The organism is Streptomyces botrytidirepellens (assembly GCF_003721215.1).
GTDB lineage: Bacteria > Actinomycetota > Actinomycetes > Streptomycetales > Streptomycetaceae > Streptomyces > Streptomyces himastatinicus.
The window spans coordinates 1-24,529 of sequence record NZ_RIBZ01000088.1; the positions used below are offsets into that span (position 1 = coordinate 1).

A 24,529-nucleotide genomic window follows, 5' to 3' on the forward strand; every position below is an offset into this window, starting at 1 on the left:
GGGGGAGGAAAGTTGCCGGTTCGGCAAAAGCCTCCGGGCGGGCCCTGGCACGGGCCCGCCCGGAGGCGCGGATCACAGCGTCTGCTCCAGGCGGCCGGCCATCAGCTTGATGAAGCGCGACGGGTCGCTGAGTTCCCCGCCCTCGGCGAGCAGGGCCATCCCGTAGAGGAGTTCGGCCGTCTCCGCGAGGCCCGGGTCCTCCGCGCGCTCACCATGGGCCGTGCGCAACCCGCTGACCAGCGGATGAGTGGGGTTCAGCTCCAGGATGCGCTTGATCTGGGGCACGTTCTGCCCCATCGCGCGGTAGATGTTCTCCAGGGCCGGGGTGACATCGTGGGTGTCGCCGACGATGCAGGCGGGAGAGGTGGTGAGGCGGGAGGACAGCCGCACCTCCTTGACCTGCTCGCTCAGCGTCGTCGTCATCCAGGACAGCAGATCGGCGAAGTCCTTCTTCTGCTGCTCGCGCTCGGGCCCGCCCTCGTTCGACTCGTCCTCGCCGTCGAGGTCGACCTGCCCCTTGGCGACCGACCGCAGCTGCTTGCCCTCGAACTCGGGGACGGCGTCGACCCACAGCTCGTCGATGGGGTCGGTGAGGACCAGCACCTCGTACCCCTTGGCCTGGAAGGCCTCCATGTGGGGCGAGTTCTCCACGATCGAGCGCGACTCGCCCGTGGCGTAGTAGATGTGCTCCTGCCCGTCCTTCATGCGCTCCACGTACTGCCGGAGCGTGGTCGGCTGCTCCGCGTCGTGCGTCGAGCCGAAGGAGGAGACCTCCAGGATCGCGTCCCGGTTCTCGAAGTCGCCCAGCAGCCCTTCCTTGAGGACGCGGCCGAACTCCTTCCAGAACGTCGCGTACCGCTCGGCGTCGTCGGACATCATGTCCTTGACCGTCGACAGCACCTTCTTGACCAGTCGACGGCGCATCAACTGGATCTGGCGGTCCTGCTGAAGGGCCTCGCGCGAGACATTCAGCGAAAGGTCCGCGGCGTCCACGACACCCTTGACGAAGCGCAGGTATTCCGGCATGAGCGCTTCGCAGTCGTCCATGATGAAGACGCGCTTGACGTAGAGCTGCACGCCCCGCTTACGGTCCTGCATATACAGGTCCTGCGGCGCGCGGGACGGAATGAACAGCAGCGACTGGTATTCGAACGTGCCCTCCGCCTGCATGCGGATGGTCTCGAGCGGGTCGGTCCAGTCGTGGCTGATGTGCTTGTAGAACTCGTTGTATTCCTCGTCGGTGACCTCGCCCCGCGGGCGTGCCCACAACGCCTTCATCGAGTTGATGGTCTCGAGTTCGGGGGTGCCGCCGTCTTCCGGAGTGCTGTCGTCCTCCGAAGAGCTGGTGGCGCTTTCCCCGGCCATCCGGATCGGCCACGTGATGAAGTCCGAGTACCGCTTGACGATTTCCCGGATCTTCCACGGGGAGCTGTAGTCGAAGAGATGGTCCTCGGCATCCTCGGGCTTGAGCCGCAGCGTGACCGCGGTGCCCTGGGGGGCGTCCTCGACCTGCTCGATGGTGTAGGTGCCCTCGCCGCTGGACACCCAGCGGGTGCCCTGGGTCTCGCCCGCGCGCCGGGTCAGCAGCGTCACCTCGTCGGCGACCATGAAGCTGGAGTAGAAACCGACCCCGAACTGCCCGATGAGGTCCTGGGAGGCCGCCGCGTCCTGCGACTCCTTCAGCTCCTTGAGGAATTTCGCGGTGCCGGAGTTCGCGATCGTCCCGATGAGCTGTACCACGTCATCGTGCGACATCCCGATGCCGTTGTCGCGCACGGTCAGCGTGCGCTGCTCCTTGTCGACCTCCAACGCGATGTGGAGATCCGAGGTGTCCGCCTCCAGATCCCCGTCCCGGAGGGTTTCCAGCCGCAGCTTGTCCAGGGCGTCGGAGGAGTTGGAGATGAGCTCCCGCAGAAAGACATCCTTGTTCGAGTAGATCGAATGGATCATCAGCTGCAAGAGCTGGCGCGCCTCGACCTGAAACTCGAATGTCTCTACCCCTGTAGTCACCTGATTCCCCTCATGCGATAAGTGTTCGACGCCATCAAGTCCGGTGCGTCGCCGGAATCTTATCGAAGAGGGAGGTCACCGCGCGTGGTGGTCCGGTGCCTTCGCGCGGTTTGCGTGGCCCGACGGCCGGAGCCCCGGGCCGCGCTTGGTGTCGTTGTCGTATCCGGAGAACCCGCTGGGGGTGAGGCGATACGGACCCCGCGTCACTCGCCCTGCTGGTGCGGGTGGGAGCCCTGGGCGGGACGGATCCGGCTCCAGTCGAGGGCCTCGGCGGCCTCCCGCTGAATCTCTTCGGCCGCTTCCCGTGCCTCGGCGGGAACGTCGCCCTGTTCCGCTATGAGACTGTCGTAGATCGGGGACAGGTCACCCTTGTTCGCGGTGGTCATGCTGAGGTACTTCCTTCGTGCCGTGGTGCAGGTGTGCCACCCGAGCCTAACCTTCGGTTTCCCTTGTCGCGAGGACACATATCACCGTGATCCCGCGGGGTCCGGTTCCGTGAAGGTTGTGTGGGGCCCGGGTGGAGGCCGTCACGCGATGAGCGGCTCGGCCGCCGGACCGGGCCGCTCATCGCGTCAGGGCGTTCAGTGCGGCGCGGCCGCGGGCTCCAGGACGAAGACGGGGATCTCGCGCGTGGTCTTCTCCTGGTAGTCGGCGTAGTCCGGGTACGCCTCGACCGCGCGCCGCCACCACTGCGCCTTCTCCTCGCCGGTGACCTCGCGGGCGTTCATGTCCCACAGCTCCGTCCCGTCGCGCAGCTCGACGCGGGGGTCGGCCAGCACGTTGAAGTACCAGACGGGGTGCTTGGGGGCGCCGCCGAGCGAGGCCACCGCCGCGTACCTGCCCTCGTGCTCCACCCGCATCAGCGGAGTCTTGCGGATCTTCCCGCTCTTCGCCCCGCGCGTGGTCAGCAGGATGACGGGCATGCCCCGTATCGTCGTGCCCTTGGTGCCTCCGGAACTCTCGATCAGTTCGACCTGATTGCGCACCCACTGGGTCGGGCTCGGCTCGTACTCGCCGTGAAGAGGCATGTCATCCGTTCCCATCGTCGTCGACAACGCTTACCGCACGGCATAACGCGCCGGGCCTGCCCGATCATCCCGGGGCATCAGGCGGGCAGCAGGGCGGCGATCAGGAGACGGTGTGCAGCCGGTGGAGGGCGTGGTGACGGGCCCTCGGCACGGCCACCGCCGGAAGCGGCGGCGTGCCGAGCGCGGCCAGCCGGTCCAGCAGGACCCCCTCGCGCAGCGCCCAGGGGCAGATGGTGACCCGCCGCACGTCCAGCAGCTCCATGGCGGCCTCCGCCACGATCGCCCCGGCGAGCGACTGATGGGCCCGGGACGTGGAGATGCCCGGCAGCCGGGCGCGCTCGGCATCGGATCTGGCCGCCAGCCGGGGAATCCACTTCCGCAGATCGGAGCGGGCGAGGGTGCTGCGGCCGGGCGCCCCGGCCGTCGGCTTGGGGGCTCCGGCGAGCCGTGCCAGCTGGGTGAAGGTCTTCGACGTGGCGATCGCGGACACGGGGGCCGGCTGGTCGCGCAGCTCGGCCGTGGCCTCCGTGAGGACGGAACGCACGTACTTGCGCAGCCGCGCCACGTCCCGCTTGTGCACCGGCGCCTCGTCGGGCAGATGGTGGCGGGTGAGCCGACCGGCCCCGAGCGGCAGTGAGAGCGCCACCGCGGGTTCCGTACGGCTGCCGCAGGCCAGCTCCATCGAGCCGCCGCCGATGTCGAGCAGCAGCATCTGCCCGGCCGACCAGCCGTGCCAGCCGCGCGCGGCCAGGAAGGTCAGACGCGCCTCTTCCTCGCCGCTGAAGAAGCGCACCCGGAATCCGGTCGCGTCCTCGATCGCGGCGAGAACGGTCTTCCGGTTGGCTGCGTCGCGCACCGCGGAGGTCGCCAGGGGCACCAGGTCGTCGACCTGGTGTGCGGCCACGACCGCTTCGCTCTCGGTCACGGCACCGACCAGGCGCCGGATGGCGTCCTGGCTGATCACCCCGTGGCGATCGGTCGCCTCGGCCAGATGGACCGACCGCTTGAGCGTGGCCACCGGCTCGGGCGGTCCGCCCGGAACGAGGTCGGCGATCTTCAGGTGAACGGAACGTGAACCTATGTCGAGCACTGCGAGACGCATGCCTGCTGAGTGCCCGAGCCGCCGGACTTTACGCCGCGAGAGGCCGCTGCTGGGGGGTGGAGGAGGGTGCGGGGGATTCCTTTTCGCCGTTCCGCTCCGCCGGGCCCGGGGACTTCTCGGTGCGACGTCCGCTGGGGAACGTCAGATCCGGCACGTCGACCACGGGCGGCAGATCGGGCGTGAGCAAGGGTTGCTCGTTTGTGTCCATGACCCGATGGGTACCCTCGCGCATCGCACTCATCCGTGGCGGGACGGATTCTTCCCTGCGATACCGGTCACACCTGGACCATATCGGGCCAGGAGGGATCGGAATCGTGCGAAAAAGTGTGCCAAGCGGTCCCGGGTACAACGGCCGGATCGCGTCGGTGCCGCGCCCGAAGCTGTTAAGGGGATGTCCGCGTGATCGGCGAGACATCCCCTGGTCGGGTGGTTGATGCCGGTATGCGGCTAATCGGCCGGAGACGTCTCCCTGGCCGTCGGGCTGCCGGTGGCCACGACCGTCGAGGGCGCCGGGCGCGGACGGCGGCGGGAGACCGCGACCCCGGCCAGGCACAGGGCGCCGCCCGCGAGCGTCAGCGCGCCCGGCGCCTCGTCCAGCATCAGCCAGGACATCAGCACCACCAGGGCCGGCACCACATAGGTGGTGGCTCCCATCCGGCCCGCGGTGGTGCGGGCCAGGGCGAAGGCCCAGGTGGTGAAGGCGAGCGCGGTCGGGAACAGACCCAGGTAGACCATGTTGAGCGTCGCGGACAGCGGGGCGTGCGCGGCCTCCGACACCAGCGTCCCGGCGAAGGGCAGACAGGCCACCGTCCCGATCAGACAGCCGAACGTGGTCACCTGGAGCGCTCCGCCGTGCCGCAGCGCGGGTTTCTGGGAGACGACGCCGCTCGCGTACGTCACCGCGGCCACCACGCACAGCAGCACACCGAGCACGGAGGAGCGGCCCGAGCCGGACATCGAGAGCCCGACGACCACCGCGCCGCTGAAGGACACCGCCATCCCCCACAGCAGCGGACGCGGCAGCCCCTCGCCCAGCAGCCTGCTGCTGAGCAGCGCGATGAGGATCGGGCCGATGTTGACGACCATCGCGGCCGTGCCCGCGTCGACCTGCTGCTCACCCCAGTTGAGCGCCACCATGTAGACGCCGAACCACAGAAAGCCCGAGCAGGCGATTCCCGGCCAGGCCGCGCCGGGTGGCCACCCCACCCGCCGTATCAGGCTGATCGCGCCCAGTGCCACCGTCCCGGCGAGCAGCCGCCCGAGGGCCAGGGCGCCGGGTGAATAGGCCGAGCCCGCGCTGCGGATGGAGACGAAGGCCGAGGCCCACAAGACGACGGTGACGGCTGCCGCCGCCACGGCGAGCCATTCCTTTTGGTAACCGGTGTCCGGCGCTTTGGTCATGACGTCGACACTATGCCGCGCTCATTTCGATGATCAACGAAGTTTTGGCGCGCGGTCAGCCACTGACCGCGGGCTGTCCGAACCGGCTGACATAGCGGCGCTGCCAGGGCGTTTCCACGGCGCGCGCCGCGTAGTGCTCGCGTACGTACCGCACCGCGTCCCCGGGCGGTACGCCGTCCAGCACCGCGACGCAGGCCAGCGCCGTGCCGGTGCGGCCCCGGCCACCGCCGCAGGCGACCTCGACCCGTTCGCCCGCGGCCCGCTCCCACACCTCGCGCAGCGCGGCGGCGGCCTCCGCGCGGTCGGACGGGCACCGGAAATCGGGCCAGCGCAGCCAGCGGGCCTCCCACGCGACCGAGGGCGGCTCATGGCCCAGCAGATACAGCGCGAAAGCGGGCGCGGGTCCCTCCGGAAGGGGGTGGCGCAACCCCCGGCCGCGGATGAGCCGTCCCGATGGCAGTCGCATCACTCCTGGCGCGGAAGCGTTCCAAGTGGCGTCCATGGAGCGAGAGTAGCGGCGCGCGCGGCATGCGCGGCATGCGCGGCAGGGAAACGGGCCGGTGTGCCTCGGCATCATGATCACTGCCTAGGGTGATCCCATGGAAATAGGAGTCAACGTCCCGAACTTCGGCCCGGGCGCCCGGCCGGATGTGCTGCGCCAGTGGGCACGGACCGTGGAGGGGCTGGGGTACGACCTGCTGATGGTCTCGGACCACGTCGCGGTCACCCCCGATGTGGCGGAGCAGTATCCCGCCCCGTTCTACGAGCCCTTCACCACCCTGTCCTGGCTGGCCGGGATCACCGACCGGGTGCGGCTGGGCACCACGGTGCTGGTCGTCCCGTACCGTCATCCGCTGCTCATCGCCCGCATGGCCGCCAACCTCAACCAGCTCAGTGGGGGACGCCTGGTCCTCGGCGTCGGCGTGGGATGGGCGAAGCAGGAGTACGAGGCGCTCGGCGTGGAGTTCGAGCGGCGCGGAAAGCTGGCCGACGAACACCTCCAGGCGATCCGCACCGCCTGGGAGGACGACGCGGACTACCGCAGTGGCGACATACCGGTCTGGGTGGGCGGCATGAGCGACGCCGCGCTGCGCCGGGCGGTACGGCACGGCCAGGCGTGGCATCCCATCTGGTTCACCCTCGACTGGCTGCGGGAGGCGCTGGACCGGTTGAAGAGCATCGCGGAGGAGCTGGGCCGACCGGTGCCCGGGCTCGCCCCGCGCGTGGTGCTGAAGCTCACCGACGAGCCGGTCACCGGCCCCGAACGCCCGGCCGGCGAGGGCACGATCGACCAGGTCATGGATGACATCGAGGAGCTGCGCCGACTGGGCGCGGAGTCCGTGCTGCTCGACCCGTTCAACGGCGACCCGGAGGAGACCCGGCACCCGGAGGCGGCCTGGCAGGCGCTCGCGGCCGTGGCCGCCCGCCGGGGCAAGGCCACCGACCAGGCGGGTTGACCGGCCGCCGGGGGCCGGTGGCTTCGTTCCCCGGCCCCCGGTGCGTCGTCCGCTCAGCCCACGCGCTCGATGCGCGCGTTGCGGATCAGGTTCTTGCCGGTCTCCCGGACCTGCTCGAAGGCGGCGTTGTTGAGCAGGGCGCAGCTGCCCGAGGTCGAGGTCACGGAGACGGTCGTGGACTTGTCGTTGTCCAGGTTGGTGACCTTGAGCTTGGTGCCGACCGGGAACTGGTTGCTGGACGCGGCCGGTGCCCCGTCCTCGCCCGACAGGGTGACCGTCGAGCCCGCGCAGACGACTTCGCCGGCGGCGGCGTCCCCGGAGGCCGCCGTGTCATCGGCCGCCGCCGTGTCCTCGGCCGCGCCTCCGGCCTCCGGGGCGGACGAGGTGGCGGGGGAGGCCGCGGTGTCCCCGGAGCCCACCGCGCAACCGGACGCCTCCTGTTTCCGCTTGATCTCCTCGATGACCGCCTCCCGGTTGGCTATCCGGGCGTCCGACTGGGCATCCGGATTCGCTCGCTGGTCGGCGATGAACTTCTCGTTGTTGGCCAGGGCCTGAGCCAGTCCGTCGCACGCGGTGGACTCCGCCTTGACCGTGTTCGGGGAACTGGTGGTGCCGGCGTTGCTGCTGGTCGCCATCACTCCGGCCCCGGTGCCGGCCAGCGCCACCGCGCCGACCAGCAGCATCAGCTTCTTCGGACCGCCGAGGGTTCTTCTGCGCGCCATGTGTGACTCCTTCGCTGGGTTCATGAACCCATACGCGCCGGAGCCCCGCCCGTCTCATGGGTTCTCGCACCGCGTGGCGCGCAGTTCGTGGCCGTCGGCCGTCAGACAGCGCCCGGTGGTCAGGTCGTAGCGCCAGCCGTGCAGCGTGCAGGTGAGCACATCGCCCTCGATCTTCCCGAACCGGCCCAGGTCGGCGCGGAGGTGGGGGCAGCGGCGCTGGATCCGCCAGCCGTCGAGTTCGATGTCCTGGCCGTCGTCCTCACCGGAGGCGTAGTAGTTCTCGACGTACTCGATGCGCTCCATGGACAGGCACTTGAAGAACACGTACAGGAACTCGTTGTACGGCCCGATGCGGCTCGCGGTGAACCGCATCGACAGCAGCAGGCTGTTGGACCAGTCGACCTCGCGCTTGGCGACGTTGGTGGCCACCAGGTCGCCCGTGGTGGACAGCGTGTAGCGGCAGCGCTCGCCGTTCCACTCCCGCACCTCCCGCGCGGGGAAGTCGATCACGATCGGGATCTCGCCCACATCCAGCCGGGCGGGTCCGCCGACGCCCGCGCAGATGTGGTCCGCGCGCGCCAACAGCGGTTCCCACCACCGCTTCAGCTCGCTCAGCAGCCGGTGTCGCGGCAGCGCGGGGGAGCGCGAGGCGCGTTCGGCGGCCAGGGCGGGGCGCCGGCGGCGGGCGAAGTCACGCAGATAGGCGCGCTTGTCACCGAAGATGTGGTCGATCTCCTTGTCGGTGTGGCGGTGGGTGAGTTTGCAGGCGGTGTCCTCCGGCTCCGCGACCGTGCCCGGCAGCAGCAGATGCGCCGAGACATCCGGCCGCGCCTGCGCGAGCTGCGCCAGGAACTCCCGCTGGTCGGTGAAGATGGACTCGCCGTCGCGACCGGTGCCGTTGAACTCGAAGAGCGCGTCGTCGAGGAAGCACGGCGGTCCCGCGTTGGGGAACACGTGCGCCGCTTCGACCGCGTCGATGTAGCGCAGCGCGCGGTCGAACTGGCCCTGCCGCTTACGGGCGGCGAACTCCCGCTTCGCGGAGTCCGGCAGCTGGTAGACCATCGGGTACCAGATCGCCCCGGAGAACTGCACGAAGTACGCGTCGACCTCGCCGAACGCACGGATCGCCGGGATGTCCAGCGGATGCGCGTCGTTCTGGTTGAGCAGCACGGTCCTGCCGTCGTCCAGCGAGAGCGCCGAGTCGCCGATGGGCCCGTCGCCGGGGCCGGTGAGGGCGGTGATCATGATGCGCAGGCCGTCCCGCTCGACCGGCTTTCCGCTCTCGGTGCGCAGGAACCGGGTGAACCCCAGCGCCCGCAGCTCGCGCTCCAGCTCGTCGGTGGCGAAGGCGGGCAGCAGCACCGTGATGTCCTTGCGCACGTTGCGGCGCAGATTCTGCGCGTCGAAGTGGTCCCGGTGCAGATGGGAAACGTACAGATAGTCGGCGGACCGCCCGTAGTGCGCCCAGTCCAGGTCCGTGTTGTCCGGGAACGGAAACCACGAGCCGAAGAAGGCGGGGTTCACCCAGGGGTCGCACAGGACCGATCCCGCCTCGGTTTCGATGAAGAGTCCCGCATGTCCAAGTCCGGTGATACGCATCCCGCAGCACCCCAACCAGCTTGTCAGGTATGTCGGACACCTCCGACTCTCCCGGTGATGCGGAGGGGCTGCATCCGCAGGTGGGCTTGGCGGGTGATTCCGCGGCTTCCGGTCACCTGGTGAGGAACCGGATGTGCGGGCGTCCGTCGGGGCCGTCCGGGGTGACGGCCGTGCGCACCCCGTAGACGTCGGCGATCAGCTCCTCGGTGAGGACGTCGCCCGGCGTACCCGCCGCGGCCACCCGCCCCTCCCGCAGCACCAGCAGCGCGTCGCAGTACATCGCCGCCAGGTTGAGATCGTGCAGCGCGATCACGGTGGTGACCGGCAGGTCCGCGACGAGTGCCAGCAGATCGAGCTGGTGCTGGATGTCGAGGTGGTTGGTCGGCTCGTCCAGCAGCAGTTCCCGGGGCGCCTGCGCGAGGGCGCGGGCGATCTGGGCGCGCTGGCGCTCACCGCCGGAGAGGGTGTGCCACGACTGCTCGGCCCGGTCCGCGAGCCCGGTCCGCTCCAGGGCGTGGCGTACGGCCTCCTCGTCCGCAGCCGAGGTGCCCGACCAGGGGCGGCGGTGCGGGATGCGGCCCAGGCCCACCACCTCGCGCACGGTCAGCTCGGACTGGGTGGCGGCATTCTGCTCGACCACCGCGATCCGGCGCGCGACCGCCCTGCGGTGCGACTCCGCCAGCGGACGGCCGTCGAGCGTGACCACGCCCGAGGCGGGCGCCAGCACCCCGGCCAGCAGCCGCAGCAGCGTCGACTTGCCCGAGCCGTTCGGCCCGAGCAGCCCGACGCACGACCCCGGCGCCGGGGCGAGGCTCACCCCGTCCACGATCAGCCGCCCGCCCGCGGCGCGCGCCACGCGCTCGGCGCGCAGCCCGACCCCCGTGTCTCCCGTGTCCGTGTCCCCGGTCATGCCGTGCCCGCCTTCCGGGTGCGGTAGAGGACCAGGACGAAGGCCGGTACGCCGATCAGCGAGGTGACGACGCCCACCGGCACCTCCTGCGGGTCGAGCACGGTGCGGGCCAGCGTGTCGACCCACACCAGGAACACCGCCCCGGTCAGCGCCGTCACCGGCAGCAACCGGGCGTGCCCGGAGCCCACCAGGGCGCGGGCGGCGTGCGGAAGCACCAGCCCGACGAAGCCGATCGCCCCCGCCGAGCTGACCAGCGCCGCGGTCAGCAGCGCGGTGACGGTCAGCAGCACGATCCGGGTGCGGGCCACCCGTACGCCCAGGGTGGCCGCCGCGTCCTGCCCGAACGCGAACGCGTCCAGCGCGTGGGCGTGCACCCCGCACACCAGCAGCGTCACGGCCAGCACCGCGAGCCCGGCCCACACCTCGGCCCAGCCGACGTTCGCCAGCGAGCCGAGCAGCCAGAACAGCACGCCGCGGGTCTGCTCCGCGTCCGCCGCCGTCATCACGACGAACGAGGTCAGCGCCGAGAACAGCTGCATGGCGGCCACCCCGGACAGCACCACCCGGTCCGTCGTGGCGCCCAGCACCTGGCTGAGCGCCAGCACCAGCGCGAACGACACCACCGCACCCGCGAAGGCGCCGGCCGAGACGGACACCGCCCCGCCACCGGCACCCAGCACCACCACCGCGACCGCGCCGGTGGAGGCGCCCGAGGAGACACCCAGGACGAACGGGTCGGCGAGCGGGTTGCGCAGCAGCGACTGCATCACCACCCCGCACACCGCGAGCCCGGCCCCGCACACCGCGGCGAGCAGGGTCCGCGGCAGCCGCAGGTCCCACACGATGCCGTCGCGGATCGGCGTCAGCCCGGTCGTGCCCCAGCCCAGGTGGGACGCGACCGAGGCCCACACATCGCCGACCCGGATGTCGGCCGGACCGATGGTGATGGCGAAGGCGATCGACAGCGGCAGCGCCACCGCCCCGGCCGCCCACAGCGCCGGGTACCGCAGCCGTCGTACGCGTACCGCGGCCGTACCGGTCACTGGTCGAGACCGAAGCGGCGCAGCGCGGCGGCCACCTTCTCGATGCCGTCGACCGTACGGATCGACGGATTCATGGCCTGCCCGCTGAGCAGGACGTACCGCTTGTGGCGCACGGCGTCCATCGACCGGGTGGCCGGGTTTGACTCCAGGAACGCGATCTTCTTCGCGGCGGTCTCGGCCGACTCCTGCTTCCGGGTGAGATCGCCGATCACCAGGACGTCGGGGTTCCGCTCCGCCACCGTCTCCCAGTTGATCTGCGGCCATTCCTCATGGGCGTCGTCGAAGACGTCCTTCGCGCCCACCGCGTGGGTGATGGCGCCGGGGGCGCCGCAACAGCCCGCCATATAGGGGGATTCGGAGTTGGCGAACCAGTAGAGCACCGAGGTGCCGGACGCGTCGACGCCCTTGGTGGCCTTCGCGACCCGGGCCTTGAGCCTGCCGACGAGCGCGTCGCCGCGCTTCTCCACGCCGAAGACCCGGGCCAGGTCGCGGATCTCGCCGTAGACGTCGTCCATGGTCAGCGGGGTGGTGCGGCTGCCGTCGCCGTCCCCGCTGTTGTCCTTCACGCAGTCGGCGGGGGAGACGTACGTGGGTACGCCGAGCTTCTCGAACTGCTCACGGGTGGCCACTCCGCCCTTGCCGAGGGTGGATTCGAAGGACGCGGACACGAAGTCCGGCTCCTTGTCGAGCACCTTCTCGAAGGAGGGTGCGTTGTCGGCGAGCCGGGGCACGGTGGCGTTCGCCTCGCGCAGCCCGGGCAGGACGGGGTCGGTCCAGGTGGCGGTGGCCGCCATCCGGTCGGCGAGCCCCAGCGAGAGCAGGATCTCCGTCGACCCTTGATTGAGCGACACCGCCTGCCGGGGCGGTGCGGTGATGCGGACCTTGTGGCCGCAGTTGCTCAACGTTCGCGGATACCCGGGGGCGTCCTCGGAGGATTCGGAGGACGCTTCCGGGCCGCCGCCGCATCCGGTCAGCAACAGGGCACCGGTCAGGGCGCCGGTCAGCCACAGGGTGGCGCATCGGGCAGGACGTGCTATCGGCACGGGTGGTGTTTCCTCTGGCGACAGGTGCGGATCGGGCGGGCGGGACGGTCAGTGGGCGACGCCCGCCTTCGCCGGGGCGCTCGGCGCCACGGCCGGGCGCGGGACGAGCAGCCGCTCGGCCAGATACCCGAAGAACAGCCCGAAGGATCCCCACAGGGTCGCCTGGACGGCCAGCGCCGACAGCCGGAACTGCCACAGCAGGGTGGCCGGGAAGCCGTGGGGCACCTCGTTGAACGAGGGCAGGAACGCGTACGCCGGCCCGATCGCCGCGAGGAAGGCGACCGAAGCCGCCACGGTGGCGTTCCAGTTGCCCAGCCGCGGCGCCAGCCGCTTGCCGAGGATCACCGCGGCGACCGTCAGCAGGACACTGAGCACCACCATCAGGAAGTACAGCGTGGTGCGCTGGTCCAGGGTCGACGGATCGCCCACGGCCGGAGGGTTGGCCGGGTACTTCAGGAACGGCACCACATAGACGGACACCAGCGCGCCGAGCGACACCAGCGCGGCGGTGGCCCGCGGGCCGAACCGGCCGACGCGCCCGAGGGCGTAAGCGATGACGAGGGCGGCGATGCCGCCGAGGGCGACGCCGTAGATCAGCACCCCGGTGGCCAGACCGGCGGTGGACTGCATGGTGCGGCCGACGAGTTCGACACCGCCGTGTTCATGGCTGTGCGCTTCCTCGTACCCGATGGCCGCGTCCACGCGCGGCTCGCCCAGCAGATACGCCACGACGAGCGCGAGCAGCCCGGCGGCGAGACCCGCGAGCATGCCCCGGACGAGCAGCGCCCGGACGGATATGGAGTTCATGGTGTGTCGATTCCCCTGATGTGCAGCTGAAGCCGAGGCGGTGAGTGCGGTCAGTGTCAGTGGCAGGGGAAGCCGAGCAGATGGCGACCGTCGTGCACCCACTCGTGCACGTTCTCACCGGAGACGACCGCGGTGGCGCCCTGCTCGGCGCCGACGAAGTACAGGAGGATCAGCATGAGGACGCCGAAGAACAGCGCCCACGGGGCGATCGCCTTCAGCGAGATGGGAGTGATCTCCGGCACCGGCTGCGAGCTGGGTGCGGGAACGGCGGACTGAGCCATGGCGACCTCCTGGGAACACGCGTCCCGTTTGTTGGTACTCGTACGACGGCGCCGGGTCTGACTCGCCCGCCGGGCGGCCCGCTTTCACGGGACGTATCCGCCGGACACACAGTGGCGCGACCGTGCCGGGTTCTCACCGGACTTCCGTCACGCCGTCGTTTTCCATGAGACCGTAGCGCGCGGCACCCGGCCCCCGCTACGGCGCGGTCGCCGGAATCGGAGTCCCCGCGGGGGCGGATGCTACGGAATAGGGGGACAAGGCGGTGCGTATCACCCTGCTGGCGCCCGCGGTCAACGCGGCCCTGCGGCAGGTGCGTTTCGACGACGCCCCGCCGGACGCGGCCGCCGCGCGGCGGGCCCGGGACGCCGCGGGCGCCCTGCCGCACCACGATGTGACGTTCACCTCACCGTCCGCGCGCTGCCGCGGCACCGCGGAGGCTCTCGCCCTGGAGGCGGCGGTGGCACCCGAGCTGCGCGACCTCGACGTCGGCCGCTGGCGAGGCCGGTCGCTGGACGAGGTGGGGCGGGAGGCGCCCGACGACGTCGCCGCCTGGCTGGCCGATCCGGCGGCGGCGCCGCACGGCGGTGAGTCGCTGCGGGGGCTGATCGAACGGACCGGCACCTGGCTGGAGTCGAGGGCCGGGCAGGAGGCGCGGGTGCTGGCCGTCGCCGACCCCGCCGTGATCCGCGCCGCCCTGGTCCACGCGCTCGACCTGCCCCCGAGGACCTTCTGGCGGCTGGACGTCGCCCCGCTCACCGCGACCGAGCTGAGCGGCCGGTCCGGCCGGTGGAACCTGCGCTGCGGACTGCCCCTGACGGCCCCTGCGTAGGCCCGCCGTACGCCGATTCCCCACCGCGTCACAACAGCCGCGCTCCGCGGTGAGCGCGACGCCGATCCCGCCCGTATGAAGAGGGAGGGCCCTCGCCGGCCGAGCCCTGGCTCTGGTTGTCGGCGACGCGCTGGATCGACGTAAGGAGACGTGGTGGTGAAGCACACGCGGCGAGGCGTGCGCCATGCAGTACGGTACGCGGCCGTCGGTGCCATGGTCTGTGGCGGACTGCTGGTCGCCCAGTCCTCACCGGGCGGATCGGCGCACGGGGCGGAGAGCGGCGGCTCCTCGCAGGTACTGGACGGGAAGAACGCTGAAGGAGGCGCGAGAACGGACCTCGGGAGCCGCCTGGTGAACGAGCTGGGGGCGTCCCGTACGGCCGGGAACTGGACGGCCGCGGACGGGAAGCCGGTGGTCGCGGTGACCGACGCGGAGGCGGCCGACGCGGTCACCCGGGCCGGGGCGCGGGTCAAGCGGGTGCGGTTCAGCATGGAGCAGCTGCAATCCGCCACCGAGACGCTGCGCTCGGCGCCCCGGGTGGCCGGTACCGCCTGGATGGTCGACCCGAAGTCCAACAAGGTGATGGTGCTGGGCGACAGCTCCGTCTCCACCTCGGACTGGTCGAAGATGAAGGACATGGCCGAGCCGATGGGCGACGAGGTGAGCATGCGGCGCACCACGGGGACGTTCACCACCAAGACCAACGGTGCCGCCCCGATCTTCACCAACGGCAGCCGCTGCTCGGCCGGTTTCAACGTCACCAATGGTCAGACCGGCTTCATCCTGACCGCCGGGCACTGCGGCCCGCCCGGAACGCCCTGGTTCCAGGACACCTCGGGCAAGACGAGCATCGGCACCACCGTGCAGACCAACTTCCCCGGCAACGACTTCTCCCTGGTGCGCTACGACAACACCAAGCTGTCCCGGAACAGCGTCCTGGACGTGGGCAGCAGCCAGCAGGTGAAGATCACGAACGCCGCCGACCCGACCGTGGGCCAGGAGGTGTTCCGCAGCGGCGCCACGTCCGGGCTGCGCTCCGGAAAGGTGACGGGGCTGAACGCGACGGTGAACTACCCCGAGGGCAGCGTCAGCGGGCTGATCCAGACCACCGTGTGCGCCGAGCCCGGGGACAGCGGCGGCCCGCTCTTCGTCGGGAACACGGCGCTCGGTGTGACCTCGGGCGGCAGCGGCGACTGCACCAAGGGCGGGGTGACCTTCTTCCAGCCCGTGACCAAGGCGATGACGGCGCTCGGCGTGACCATCCCGGGCACCAGGATCGGTGACGCGGGCGGCTCGGCCGACAACTCCGCCATCGCCTCGGGCACCCAGGCCGCCCAGGACGACGCGACCTCGCTCGACGGCATCATGGAGCGGGTGCGGGCGTTCGGCCCCGGCCTGTGGATCATCGCCGGTGGCGTCGTCGGCTTCGCCATCAGCCTGCGACCGCGCCGTCGCCGGTACAACAGCTACTACTCCCCGGGCTGGTGAGCCGGACCCCCGGGGAGGCGGATCAGGCCTCGGGGACGTCCAGCAGGACGATCCGCTGGGCGCCCTTGGCCTCCCCGGGGTACCGGCTGACCAGGTCCAGACGGAGCCGGGTGGTGCGCACCGGGTCGAAGGTGACGACGGTCGGCTTGCCGGACGCGTCGGCCCAGGTGATGTCCGCCCCGTGGACCGGGGTGAAGCGGTGTCCGTCCCAGGCGGAGACCGTGATCGAGGCGGGCAGGGTGTGCGTCGTGTCGAGGGTGAAGGACACCTCGACGCGGCGCACTCGGCGTTTCCTGGCCCACGTCACCGAGATCCAGTCGGTCTTCCTGGCCCCGTTGAAGGCGGGCAGCAGTGCGGTGGCGGGCTTGGTGAAGGCGTTGGACCATCCGGTGGCCGGGTCGCCGTCCAGCATGGCCGCGGGCAGCGTCTGGGGCGCTCCGGAGTAGCTGGCGTCCGCGAGCGGGTACGCGGGCGCGGCCGGGCCGGGGTCGGGTGCGAAGGGTGGGGTGGGGGTGACCCGGGTGGTGGTGCCGCCGGTGGCGCGGACCGCGGTGGTGGCCTTGCGCAGCCCCGCCGAGCGGGCGGTGATGGTGAGGTGCCCCGGCTTGGTGCCGGTACGGACGATGGCGAGGGCCTTGCCGTGGTAGGCGGTGCGGGTGCTGGCCTGGTAGCGCTCGGCGCTTTCCTGCCGCCCGTTGTCGACGCCCGCGAGGGAGCCCCCGGAGACGTCGAAGGAGATCAGGTGGTCGGCGTCGGGGACCAGCACGCCGTGGGCGTCGACGATTTCGGCGGTGATGAAGCACAGTGACCGGCCGTCGGCGTCGACGGTCTTGCGGTCGGGGGTGAGGCGGATGGTGTGGGGGCGTCCGGCGGTGCGGAGTGTGTCGGTGGCGACGACGCGGCCGTTGCGGCGGGCTACGGCTTTGAGCTCGCCGGGGGCNGAGTGTGTCGGTGGCGACGACGCGGCCGTTGCGGCGGGCTACGGCTTTGAGCTCGCCGGGGGCGAAGGGGACGTTCCAGGTGAGGTGGAGTTTGCCCGCGCTGTTGTTGGGGCTGGTGTAGCTGCCGGGGTAGGGGCCGGTGGTGACGGTTTTGTCGTCGCCGGTGGCCTCGGTGGTTTCCAGGTAGGTGCGGCCGTCGGTGGTCTTCTTGGTGTCGAAGCGGCGGACGCCGAGCGAGTCACCGTTGAGGAAGAGTTCGACGGTGTCCACGTTGGCGTAGGCCCAGACCTCGACCGTCTCGCCCGGCCGGTGGCCGGTCCAGTCCATGGGCAGCAGATGGACCATCGGCTCGTCGGTCCACTGGCTCTTGAACAGGTGGTACATGTCCTTGGGGAATCCGGCCGTGTCCACGGCGCCGAAGAAGGACGCCTTCACCGGGAACACGTCGTACGGGGTGGGCTCGCCGATGTAGTCGATGCCCGACCACAGGAACTGCCCGGTGAAGAACTTCCGGTCGCGGTCCTTCTTCAGCCCGTACTCGCCGCTCATCGTCCACGAGGCGAGGTTGTTGTCGTAGGAGGAGGGCTCGCGCTTGCCGGGCGTGTGGTTCTCCCCGGTGTTGAGGTGCTCGGGCTCCTGGTAGGCCCCGCGGGAGGACGTTTCGGAGGAGGACTCGGACTCGAACAGGAACAGATGCGGATAGCGGGCGTGCAGGGCGTCCACCGAAGCGGCGGTGTTGTAGTTGAGGCCAAGCCCGTCCAGCTTGGCCAGCATCAGATCGGCGGCGGAGCCGGGAGAGGGGAGGGAACGGTACTTGTCGGAGCCGATCACCACCGGCCGGGTGTCGTCGGCCTTCTTGACGGCGTCGATGAGCCGCTCCGCCATGCCGAGCCCGGCGGTGCTGGTGGAATCCGGGATCTCGTTGCCGATGGACCACATGATGACCGCGGGGGAGTTACGGGCGGCCCGCACCATCTCGGTGATGTCCGCCTCGCTGTGCTCGTCGAAGAAGCGCCCGTAGTCGTAGGGGTTCTTGCCCGTGCGCCAGCAGTCGAACGCCTCGACCAGCATGACGATGCCGAGCCGCTCACAGATCTCGATCAGCTCCGGTGCGGGCGGATTGTGCGAGGTGCGCAGGGCGTTGACGCCCATGCTCTTCATGATGGTCATCTGGCGCAGCGCGGCATCGGCGTTGAACGCGGCGCCGAGTGCTCCGAGGTCATGGTGGAGGTCGACGCCCCGGAGCTTGGTGTACTCGCCGTTGAGGGTGAGCCCGTGGTCGGGGTCGATGGTGACGTGGCGGATACCGAAGGGGGTGCGGTAGCGGTCGGTGGTCCTGTCCCGGACCCGTAGTTCGGTTTCCAGGGTGTACAGCCGGGGTGTGTCGAAGGACCACAGCCGTGGCTTGTCGACCGTCATCTCCTGGGTGGCGTCGCGGGTGGTGTCCGCGCCGACGGTGAGGGTGGAGCGGGCGTGGGTGACCGTCTTCCCGTCGGGGTCCTTGAGGGTGGAGACGATGGTGACGGACTGGTCGTCGCCGGTGGTGTTGACGACGCTGGTGCGGGCCCGCACGGTGGCGCGGTCTTGGCTCAGGGTGGGGGTGGTGATGTAGGTGCCCCAGCGGGCCACGTGGATGGGGTCGGTGATGACGAGGCGGGCGTAGCGGTAGATGCCGCTGCCGGAGTACCAGCGGCTGCTGGGCAGTTGGTTGCGGACCTGGACGGCGAGGACGTTGGGGGTGGTGCCGTCGGTGTGGACCGCGTCGGTGAGGTCGAGGGCGAACCCGGTGTAGCCGTAGGGGTGGTTGCCGATGAGCTTGCCGTTGCAGTACACGTACGCGTCCATGTACACCCCGTCGAACTCGACGGAGATCCGCTTGCCCGCGAGCTCGGACGGCAGCGTGAAGGACTTGCGGTACCAGCCGAGCCCACCCGGTAAGTAGCCGGTCCCGCCCGTGGTGTCGTGCTCGGTGGTCGGGGTCAGCTCGATGCTCCAGTCGTGCGGCACCGCGACCGTACGCCACGCCGAGTCGTCGTAGCCGGGCTTCCGCGCGGCCTCGAAGTCCTCGTCCGGTTCGGCGTTCCCGTCCGGGGTGACGAGCCTGAACCGCCAGCCGTCGTCGAGCGGGATGCTCCGCCCGCCGGTGGCCCGGGATGCGGCGGCAGCCGGTGCGGCCGCCTGTGCGGGGATGCCGGTGGCGAGCGTCCCCGCCATGGGCGCGGCGCTGCCGGCGATCAGCAACGATCTACGAGTGACCGCCATGGCGATCCCCTTCTCTTCGATTATGTTGCTTCTTGGGAACGTTGACGGGCTTCAACGCCCCTTGGGAGAACAGATTCTGACAGTTTCGAACAGGTTGATGTCAAGGGTCCGTGCTGCCCCAGCAGATACTCCAGCGGCGTCTGGTAGAAGATCGAGTGCCGGGCCTTGATGACGAAGAGGGAGTCGTCGTCGGGCCTGATGGGCTCCACCAGATCGGCGTGCGGCGACCGCAGCGCGGTGTCCAGGAGCTCATCGTGATGGGAGCGCCAGCGGCCGAAGTTGTCATTGACGTAGATGACCTCGACCCCCGCCTCCCGGGCCCGTGTCACCAGCCGCCGCACCGCGGGCAGCGTCTCGCGGACGGAGGGGAGCAGCAACTCGGCGTCCGCGTGGTCATACGTGTTGATCATGTCGATGACGATGAGCGCGGTGTGCATGCCAGTGCCCCAGTGGTGCGTTGATCAGGCCAGCAGGCTTTCGTCGAGATGGGCCAGCAGGTCCGCCGGACTCTCCCGGATCTCGGCAGCTCCGGCGTCCGCCAGCGCCTCCTGGGGGACGCCGCCGGACAGCAGCGCCACACAGGGCACCCCGGCCGCTCGGCACGCCTCCACGTCCCAGACGCTGTCGCCGACGAAGACCGCGTCCCCTGGCGGCACCCCGGCGCGCTCCAGGGCCTGTTCGACCAGGTCCGGTGCGGGCTTGCCCTCGCCGACGTCGTCCGAGCTGAGCGCGTCGCGCGTCATGTCGTCGGCACCGATCGCCGCGCGCATGGCCGCCAGTTCGTCCTGCCCGGCGGAGCTGGCCAGCACCACATGACGCCCGCGGGCCGCCACCGCGCGCAGCAACTCCCCGGCGCCTTCGAAGGCGGGCAGCCGGGTGAAGTACGTGGCGTACAGGGTCTTGTGCGCGGAGCTGATGGTCCCGTCCCGCGACCGGTCCCGGTCCTCGCCCAGCAGATGGTCGAGAAGCCGGTCGGAACTCCTGCCGATGGCGAGGTGGATCTGCCGCATCGGCACCGCGTGCCCCGCCTGCCGGAACGCCTCCCACCAGGCCACGGTGTGCAGGTAGTTGGTGTCCACGAGCGTGCCGTCCACGTCGAACAGCGCGGCCTTCCGTACGGCGGCCATCGTCACCTCCCGGGGTGGGAAAGGGAAGGTGGCCCCCACCCGTGGCGGGGGCCACCTCGTGTGGCAGGGGGTTTTCCGGCCTCAGATCTGGACCTGGCCTCAGATCTCGTAGTGGTGCCGGTGGTGGTGCGGGTCGGGATCCTCGACCACCGGGGGCGTCGCGGCCGTCGGCGGGATCATCCGCCGGCGCTTGTAGACACTGACGTACGCGGCCATGCCGATGAAGCCGACGGCCATGAGGATCAGGCCCACCAAATGCACATTGAATCCACTGCTGTTCCAGTCCGTCGCGAAGGTGAGGATGCCTCCGATCGCGACCATGAGGATGCAACCGCCCAAGCCCATGAGTATTGCCTCCGAACATCAATTAGCTCTCTTCCGGGCCGGTCCGATCCCGAGTACCCATCAAGGGCACCTCCAATCTCACGGGCTGCCGCCCTCGGCGTCGGTGCCCGCGTCGGCGGCCACGGCCCGGTCGAGCGCCCGGAGGTCCTGGCGGGCCCGGGCGCGGTCCTTGGCGGACGCGTCCGTGACGTCCAGGAAGATCTGGTCGGCCTGCGGCCAGACCTCCGTCATCTTGGCCTTGACCCGCATCAGGACCTCCTCGACCTCTTCGCTGTCGAGCCCGGCGACGAGGTCGATCCGGGCCGCGACCAGCGTGGACTCGGTGCCCAGCCGCATCGTCAGCAGCGTGGTCACCGTGTCGATCTCCGGCTGCTCGTCGAGGAAGCGCCGTATCTCCCGCCGCTGCGCCGGATCGATCGCCTCACCGATCAGCCGCTCCCGCGACTCCTTGGCCAGCCGGTAGGCCACGTAGACGAGCAGCGCCCCGATCAGGAACGACGCCACCGCCTCGTACACCCCGTCGCCGGTGAGCATGTGCAGCCACATGCCGAGGAGGGCGAACACCACGCCGAGGCAGGCGGTGGAGTCCTCGGCCAGCACGGTGCGCAGCGTGGGGTCGCCCCCGGCGCGGACCTCGGCGAGCATGCCGCGGCCCGCCTTCCGGGCCTTGCCGCGGACCTGGACCAGGGCGCGGACCAGCGAGGAGCCCTCCGCGACGAGGGCCACCCCCAGGACCGCGAGGCCGACCAGATAGCCGGTGTGGTCCTCCGAGCTGCCCGAGTGCAGCGCCTCGGCGCCCTGGAAGAAGGAGAAGCAGCCGCCCATGACGAAGATGCCGACGGCGGCGAGCAGCGCCCAGAAGTAGCGCTCCTTCCCGTAGCCGAAGGGGTGCTGGGCGTCCGGGGCGCGTTTGCTGCGGTTGAGGGAGGCGAGCAGGAACACCTCGTTGAGGCTGTCGGCCACCGAGTGGGCGGCCTCGGAGAGCAGCGCGGGGGAGCCCGTGAAGACCCCGCCGATCGCCTTGGCGAGGGCGATGACGAGGTTGGCGCCGAGCGCGACGAGCACGGTGACCGCGGTTCTGGTGTCCTCGCCGGGCCGGGGGCCGGGGGCGCGTGCCGCGGATTCGCTCATCGTGGGACTCCGATCGTGGGACTCCGTACGTCGACTGGTCTGTGTCCCCTCTGGTGTCCCGATGCGGCGGTCTTAAGCGTCACGCCCTCCCTCGCGCCCGTGCTCGGGCCCGCCTGCGTGCCGCGCTCGGGCCCGCGCTCGGGCCCGCCTTCGCGCCCGCCCGGAACGCGGCACGCCCCGGGGAGAATCACTCCCTCGGGGCGTGCCGGGTTGTCGTCGGTCGGCCGGATCAGCCGGTGGGCGCGCCACCGGGGCTGGCCGGGACCTTGGGCATCGGGGTGAACACGTCCAGCCCCATCACGGCCGCGATCAGCAGGCCGATGACGCCGAGCGCCACCGCGCCCCAGGCCACGGCCGAGACCCAGGTGGCGCCCGAGGCCGACGCGGCGGTGCGCTGCCGCAGCAGCACCACGGCGGCGATGACCACGGCCGCGAGGCCGAACAGCCCGTTGAAGAAGGCCGTGGTGTGCCACGGTGTGCCGTAGACCGCCTCGATCTGGTTGGCGGCGGCTCCGGACTGGGCCTTGATCTGCCCGGTCAGCTGCTCACGCTCCTGGAGCATGGTGCCCAGCCAGGTGCCGGTGAGCGACGCGAGCCCCAGGCCCGCGGCGGCCACCGCGGCCGCGCCGGAGAACACCCCGGAGGAGGCCGCCGGGGCGGCGGCCGGAGCGGTCGCGGGCTCGTCGAGGCGGTCCGCGGAAGAGCCCGTGGCGGTCTCCTTGGCGGGAGCCTCGGTGTGCGATTCCTTCTCGGAAACAGCGTTCGGGACACCCTCCGCCGTTGCTTCTTCGGCTTCTGCGGGCTGCGCTGTGCGGTCGGTCGGTTGGTCCGTCTTGGTGGTGTCCATGGGCCGGACCGTAGGTGCCGAAAATGAGAGTCCGCTGAGAATGAGCCCCGGCCTCCGGCCGGGTGCCGCCGACCGGTGCGCGCGGGCCGCTGCGCATACGCTGGCCAGGCAGCCTCACGATGGCTGAAACTCTTCGCCGCATCGAGCCGCACCGACAGGAGCACACATCGTGACCGGCTCTCCTCACCGCCGCTCCGCCCCGCAGGGCGGACCGCGGGACCGGCTGCGCGCCTGGCTGCTGGAGGGCCTGACCGACATCGCCAAGCGGCAGCCCGGGCCGCACGCCGAACCGGAGAGCCCACACCGCGGCCGCCCGTGGTGGCGGGTCATGTGCCTGACCGGCCTCGACTACTTCTCGACCCTCGGCTATCAGCCCGGTATCGCCGCCCTGGCCGCCGGGCTGCTCTCCCCGCTGGCCACGGTCGTGCTGGTGGTGGTGACCCTCGTGGGCGCGCTGCCGGTCTACCGGCGGGTGGCCGCCGAGAGCCCGCACGGACAGGGCTCGGTCGCGATGCTGGAGCGGCTGCTGACCTTCTGGAAGGGCAAGCTCTTCGTCCTCACCCTGCTCGGCTTCGCCGCGACCGACTTCCTGATCACCATCACCCTCTCGGCCGCCGACGCCACCGCCCACCTGGTGGAGAACCCGCACTTCACCGACCTGCTGCACGGCCATGAGGTGGCCATCACCCTCGTCCTCATCGGACTCCTCGGCGCGGTCTTCCTCAAGGGCTTCACCGAGGCCATCGGGCTGGCCGTCGTCCTGGTCGGCGCCTATCTGCTGCTCAACGCCGTGGTGGTGGCGGTGGGGCTGTGGCACGTCTTCACCGCACCGCAGGTGATCACCGACTGGACGGCCGCGCTCACCGCCCAGCGCGGCAACCCCCTGGTCATGGTCGCCGTATCCCTGGTGATCTTCCCCAAGCTGGCGCTCGGGCTGTCCGGATTCGAGACCGGTGTCGCCGTCATGCCGCACATCGAGGGCAAGCCCGGCGACACCGAGGAGCGCCCCACCGGCCGTATCCGGGGCGCCCGGAAGCTGCTCACCACCGCCGCGGTGATCATGAGCGTGTTCCTGATCACCTCCAGCCTGATCACCACCCTGCTGATCCCGCAGCACGCGTTCCAGCCGGGCGGCGTGGCCAACGGACGCGCCCTGGCCTACCTCGCCCACGTGTACCTGGGCTCCGCCTTCGGCAGTGTCTACGACGCCGCCACCATCGCCATCCTCTGGTTCGCGGGCGCCTCCGCCATGGCCGGACTGCTCAACCTCATGCCCCGCTACCTCCCGCGCTACGGCATGGCACCCCACTGGGCGCGCGCGGTGCGCCCGATGGTGCTCGTCTTCACCCTGATCGCGTTCCTGGTGACCTGGCTGTTCAAGGCCGATGTGGACGCCCAGGGCGGGGCGTACGCCACCGGCGTCCTCGTCCTCATCACCTCCGCCGCCATCGCCGTCACCATCGCCGCGCGGCGCGCCCGGCAGCGCGGCTGGACCATCGGCTTCGGGGCCATCGCGGTCGTCTTCCTCTACACCACGGCCGCCAACGTCATCGAGCGGCCCGACGGCGTCAAGATCGGCGCCTGCTTCATCGGCGGCATCATGGCCGTGTCCCTGCTGTCCCGGGTGGCCCGCGCCTTCGAGCTGCGGGTGACCAGCGTCACCTTCGACGACATGGCCCAGCGCTTCATCCGCGACACCGCCCATCGCAAGATCCGCTTCATCGCCAACAAGCCGCAAGCCTGTGACCTGGCCGAATACCGTGACAAGCAGCAGCAGATCCGGGCCGACAACGACATCCCGCCCGAGGACGACATCATCTTCGTCGAGGTCACCGTCGCCGACCCGTCCGAGTTCGAGAGCGAGCTGCGGGTGTGCGGAAAGGTGATGCACGGCCGCTACCGGGTGCTCACCATGGAGAGCGCCACCGTCGCCAACGCACTCGCCGCCATGTTGCTGGCGGTGCGCGACGAGGCCGGTCAGCGGCCGCACATCCACTTCGAGTGGACCGAGGGCAACCCCCTGGCCCACTTCCTCCGCTTCTTCCTCTTCGGCCAGGGCGAGGTGGCCCCCGTCACCCGCGAGGTCCTCCGCGAGGCCGAACCCGACCGCGACCGCCGCCCCCACATCCACGTCGGCTGACCCCCGCCCCGCCCG

Annotated in this window: 22 protein-coding genes and 2 pseudogenes; 4 read left to right on the forward strand and 20 right to left on the reverse strand. The window is 70.7% G+C overall.

All coding sequences use genetic code 11. The annotated features are described in order from the left end of the window. Positions 1-72: 72 nt before the first annotated feature. The 7 genes from htpG to EEJ42_RS06510 all read right to left on the reverse strand — a co-directional run bounded on the left by htpG (position 73) and on the right by EEJ42_RS06510 (position 6,043). Positions 73-2,010, reverse strand: coding sequence for a molecular chaperone HtpG (htpG, locus tag EEJ42_RS06480; RefSeq protein ID WP_123099014.1), 1,938 nt, complete (start codon positions 2,008-2,010; stop codon positions 73-75). 203 nt (positions 2,011-2,213) lie between these two features. After that, complete coding sequence (locus EEJ42_RS06485) at positions 2,214-2,396, reverse strand: hypothetical protein (RefSeq protein WP_123099015.1); 183 nt, start codon at positions 2,394-2,396, stop codon at positions 2,214-2,216. A 195-nt stretch (positions 2,397-2,591) separates the two neighbouring features. Then, positions 2,592-3,038, reverse strand: coding sequence for a nitroreductase family deazaflavin-dependent oxidoreductase (locus EEJ42_RS06490; RefSeq protein WP_123099016.1), 447 nt, complete (start codon positions 3,036-3,038; stop codon positions 2,592-2,594). A 100-nt stretch (positions 3,039-3,138) separates the two neighbouring features. Continuing rightward, a complete protein-coding gene (locus EEJ42_RS06495; protein WP_123099017.1) occupies positions 3,139-4,140 on the reverse strand; it encodes a Ppx/GppA phosphatase family protein in 1,002 nt (333 codons plus the stop codon). A 28-nt stretch (positions 4,141-4,168) separates the two neighbouring features. Next, on the reverse strand, positions 4,169-4,348 hold the full coding sequence (locus EEJ42_RS06500) for a hypothetical protein (RefSeq protein WP_148081873.1): 180 nt from the start codon (positions 4,346-4,348) through the stop codon (positions 4,169-4,171). A 239-nt stretch (positions 4,349-4,587) separates the two neighbouring features. After that, a complete protein-coding gene (locus tag EEJ42_RS06505) occupies positions 4,588-5,541 on the reverse strand; it encodes a DMT family transporter (RefSeq protein ID WP_123099019.1) in 954 nt (317 codons plus the stop codon). A 55-nt stretch (positions 5,542-5,596) separates the two neighbouring features. After that, positions 5,597-6,043, reverse strand: a complete 447-nt coding sequence (locus EEJ42_RS06510; RefSeq protein ID WP_123099020.1) for a phosphatase domain-containing protein — start codon at positions 6,041-6,043, stop codon at positions 5,597-5,599. A gap of 97 nt (positions 6,044-6,140) precedes the next feature. Between EEJ42_RS06510 and EEJ42_RS06515 the strand changes: the two genes are divergently transcribed. Continuing rightward, the gene (locus EEJ42_RS06515; RefSeq protein ID WP_123099021.1) at positions 6,141-6,998 is read left to right on the forward strand and encodes an LLM class flavin-dependent oxidoreductase; all 858 of its coding nucleotides are present in this window, start codon (positions 6,141-6,143) and stop codon (positions 6,996-6,998) included. A gap of 53 nt (positions 6,999-7,051) precedes the next feature. On the opposite strand, the gene EEJ42_RS06520 is transcribed toward EEJ42_RS06515, so the two are convergent. The 7 genes from EEJ42_RS06520 to EEJ42_RS06550 all read right to left on the reverse strand — a co-directional run bounded on the left by EEJ42_RS06520 (position 7,052) and on the right by EEJ42_RS06550 (position 13,403). Continuing rightward, positions 7,052-7,720, reverse strand: a complete 669-nt coding sequence (locus EEJ42_RS06520) for a hypothetical protein (RefSeq protein WP_123099022.1) — start codon at positions 7,718-7,720, stop codon at positions 7,052-7,054. Between the two features lie 54 nt (positions 7,721-7,774). Then, complete coding sequence (locus EEJ42_RS06525; protein WP_123099023.1) at positions 7,775-9,319, reverse strand: Rieske 2Fe-2S domain-containing protein; 1,545 nt, start codon at positions 9,317-9,319, stop codon at positions 7,775-7,777. 112 nt (positions 9,320-9,431) lie between these two features. Beyond that, positions 9,432-10,229 (reverse strand): ABC transporter ATP-binding protein, encoded by a 798-nt coding sequence (locus EEJ42_RS06530; RefSeq protein WP_123099024.1) that lies wholly within the window; start codon positions 10,227-10,229, stop codon positions 9,432-9,434. Beyond that, the gene (locus EEJ42_RS06535; RefSeq protein ID WP_123099025.1) at positions 10,226-11,272 is read right to left on the reverse strand and encodes a FecCD family ABC transporter permease; all 1,047 of its coding nucleotides are present in this window, start codon (positions 11,270-11,272) and stop codon (positions 10,226-10,228) included. Before EEJ42_RS06535 ends, EEJ42_RS06530 begins: the two co-directional genes overlap by 4 nt. Further along, on the reverse strand, positions 11,269-12,315 hold the full coding sequence (locus EEJ42_RS06540) for an ABC transporter substrate-binding protein (protein WP_123099026.1): 1,047 nt from the start codon (positions 12,313-12,315) through the stop codon (positions 11,269-11,271). The genes EEJ42_RS06535 and EEJ42_RS06540 overlap by 4 nt, the downstream gene beginning before the upstream one ends. Positions 12,316-12,363: 48 nt before the next feature. After that, entirely contained in the window at positions 12,364-13,122 is a 759-nt protein-coding gene (locus EEJ42_RS06545) for a CbtA family protein (protein ID WP_123099027.1), read from the reverse strand. A gap of 56 nt (positions 13,123-13,178) precedes the next feature. Continuing rightward, positions 13,179-13,403 carry a CbtB domain-containing protein gene (locus EEJ42_RS06550; protein ID WP_009720365.1) on the reverse strand — a complete coding sequence of 75 codons (225 nt, stop codon included), beginning with the start codon at positions 13,401-13,403 and terminating at the stop codon, positions 13,179-13,181. 263 nt (positions 13,404-13,666) lie between these two features. On the opposite strand from EEJ42_RS06550, the gene EEJ42_RS06555 reads away from it, so the two are divergent. Then, positions 13,667-14,233 (forward strand): histidine phosphatase family protein, encoded by a 567-nt coding sequence (locus EEJ42_RS06555; RefSeq protein WP_123099028.1) that lies wholly within the window; start codon positions 13,667-13,669, stop codon positions 14,231-14,233. A 177-nt stretch (positions 14,234-14,410) separates the two neighbouring features. After that, a complete protein-coding gene (locus tag EEJ42_RS06560) occupies positions 14,411-15,721 on the forward strand; it encodes a S1 family peptidase (RefSeq protein ID WP_342778254.1) in 1,311 nt (436 codons plus the stop codon). A gap of 22 nt (positions 15,722-15,743) precedes the next feature. On the opposite strand, the pseudogene EEJ42_RS06565 reads toward EEJ42_RS06560, so the two are convergent. The 6 genes and pseudogenes from EEJ42_RS06565 to EEJ42_RS06590 all read right to left on the reverse strand — a co-directional run bounded on the left by EEJ42_RS06565 (position 15,744) and on the right by EEJ42_RS06590 (position 22,374). After that, positions 15,744-18,924 (reverse strand): annotated as a pseudogene (locus tag EEJ42_RS06565) (glycoside hydrolase family 2 TIM barrel-domain containing protein). Between the two features lie 107 nt (positions 18,925-19,031). Continuing rightward, positions 19,032-19,361: pseudogene (locus EEJ42_RS06570) on the reverse strand (cysteine hydrolase family protein); the annotation flags it as partial. Positions 19,362-19,385: 24 nt separating this feature from the next. Further along, the gene (locus tag EEJ42_RS06575) at positions 19,386-20,051 is read right to left on the reverse strand and encodes an HAD family hydrolase (RefSeq protein ID WP_123099030.1); all 666 of its coding nucleotides are present in this window, start codon (positions 20,049-20,051) and stop codon (positions 19,386-19,388) included. Between the two features lie 99 nt (positions 20,052-20,150). Next, on the reverse strand, positions 20,151-20,396 hold the full coding sequence (locus EEJ42_RS06580) for a hypothetical protein (RefSeq protein WP_123099031.1): 246 nt from the start codon (positions 20,394-20,396) through the stop codon (positions 20,151-20,153). A gap of 78 nt (positions 20,397-20,474) precedes the next feature. Beyond that, entirely contained in the window at positions 20,475-21,527 is a 1,053-nt protein-coding gene (locus EEJ42_RS06585; RefSeq protein WP_123099032.1) for a cation diffusion facilitator family transporter, read from the reverse strand. Positions 21,528-21,756: 229 nt separating this feature from the next. Next, a complete protein-coding gene (locus tag EEJ42_RS06590) occupies positions 21,757-22,374 on the reverse strand; it encodes a hypothetical protein (RefSeq protein WP_123099033.1) in 618 nt (205 codons plus the stop codon). A 169-nt stretch (positions 22,375-22,543) separates the two neighbouring features. Between EEJ42_RS06590 and EEJ42_RS06595 the strand changes: the two genes are divergently transcribed. Continuing rightward, a complete protein-coding gene (locus EEJ42_RS06595) occupies positions 22,544-24,514 on the forward strand; it encodes an APC family permease (protein ID WP_123099034.1) in 1,971 nt (656 codons plus the stop codon). Positions 24,515-24,529 lie beyond the last annotated feature (15 nt).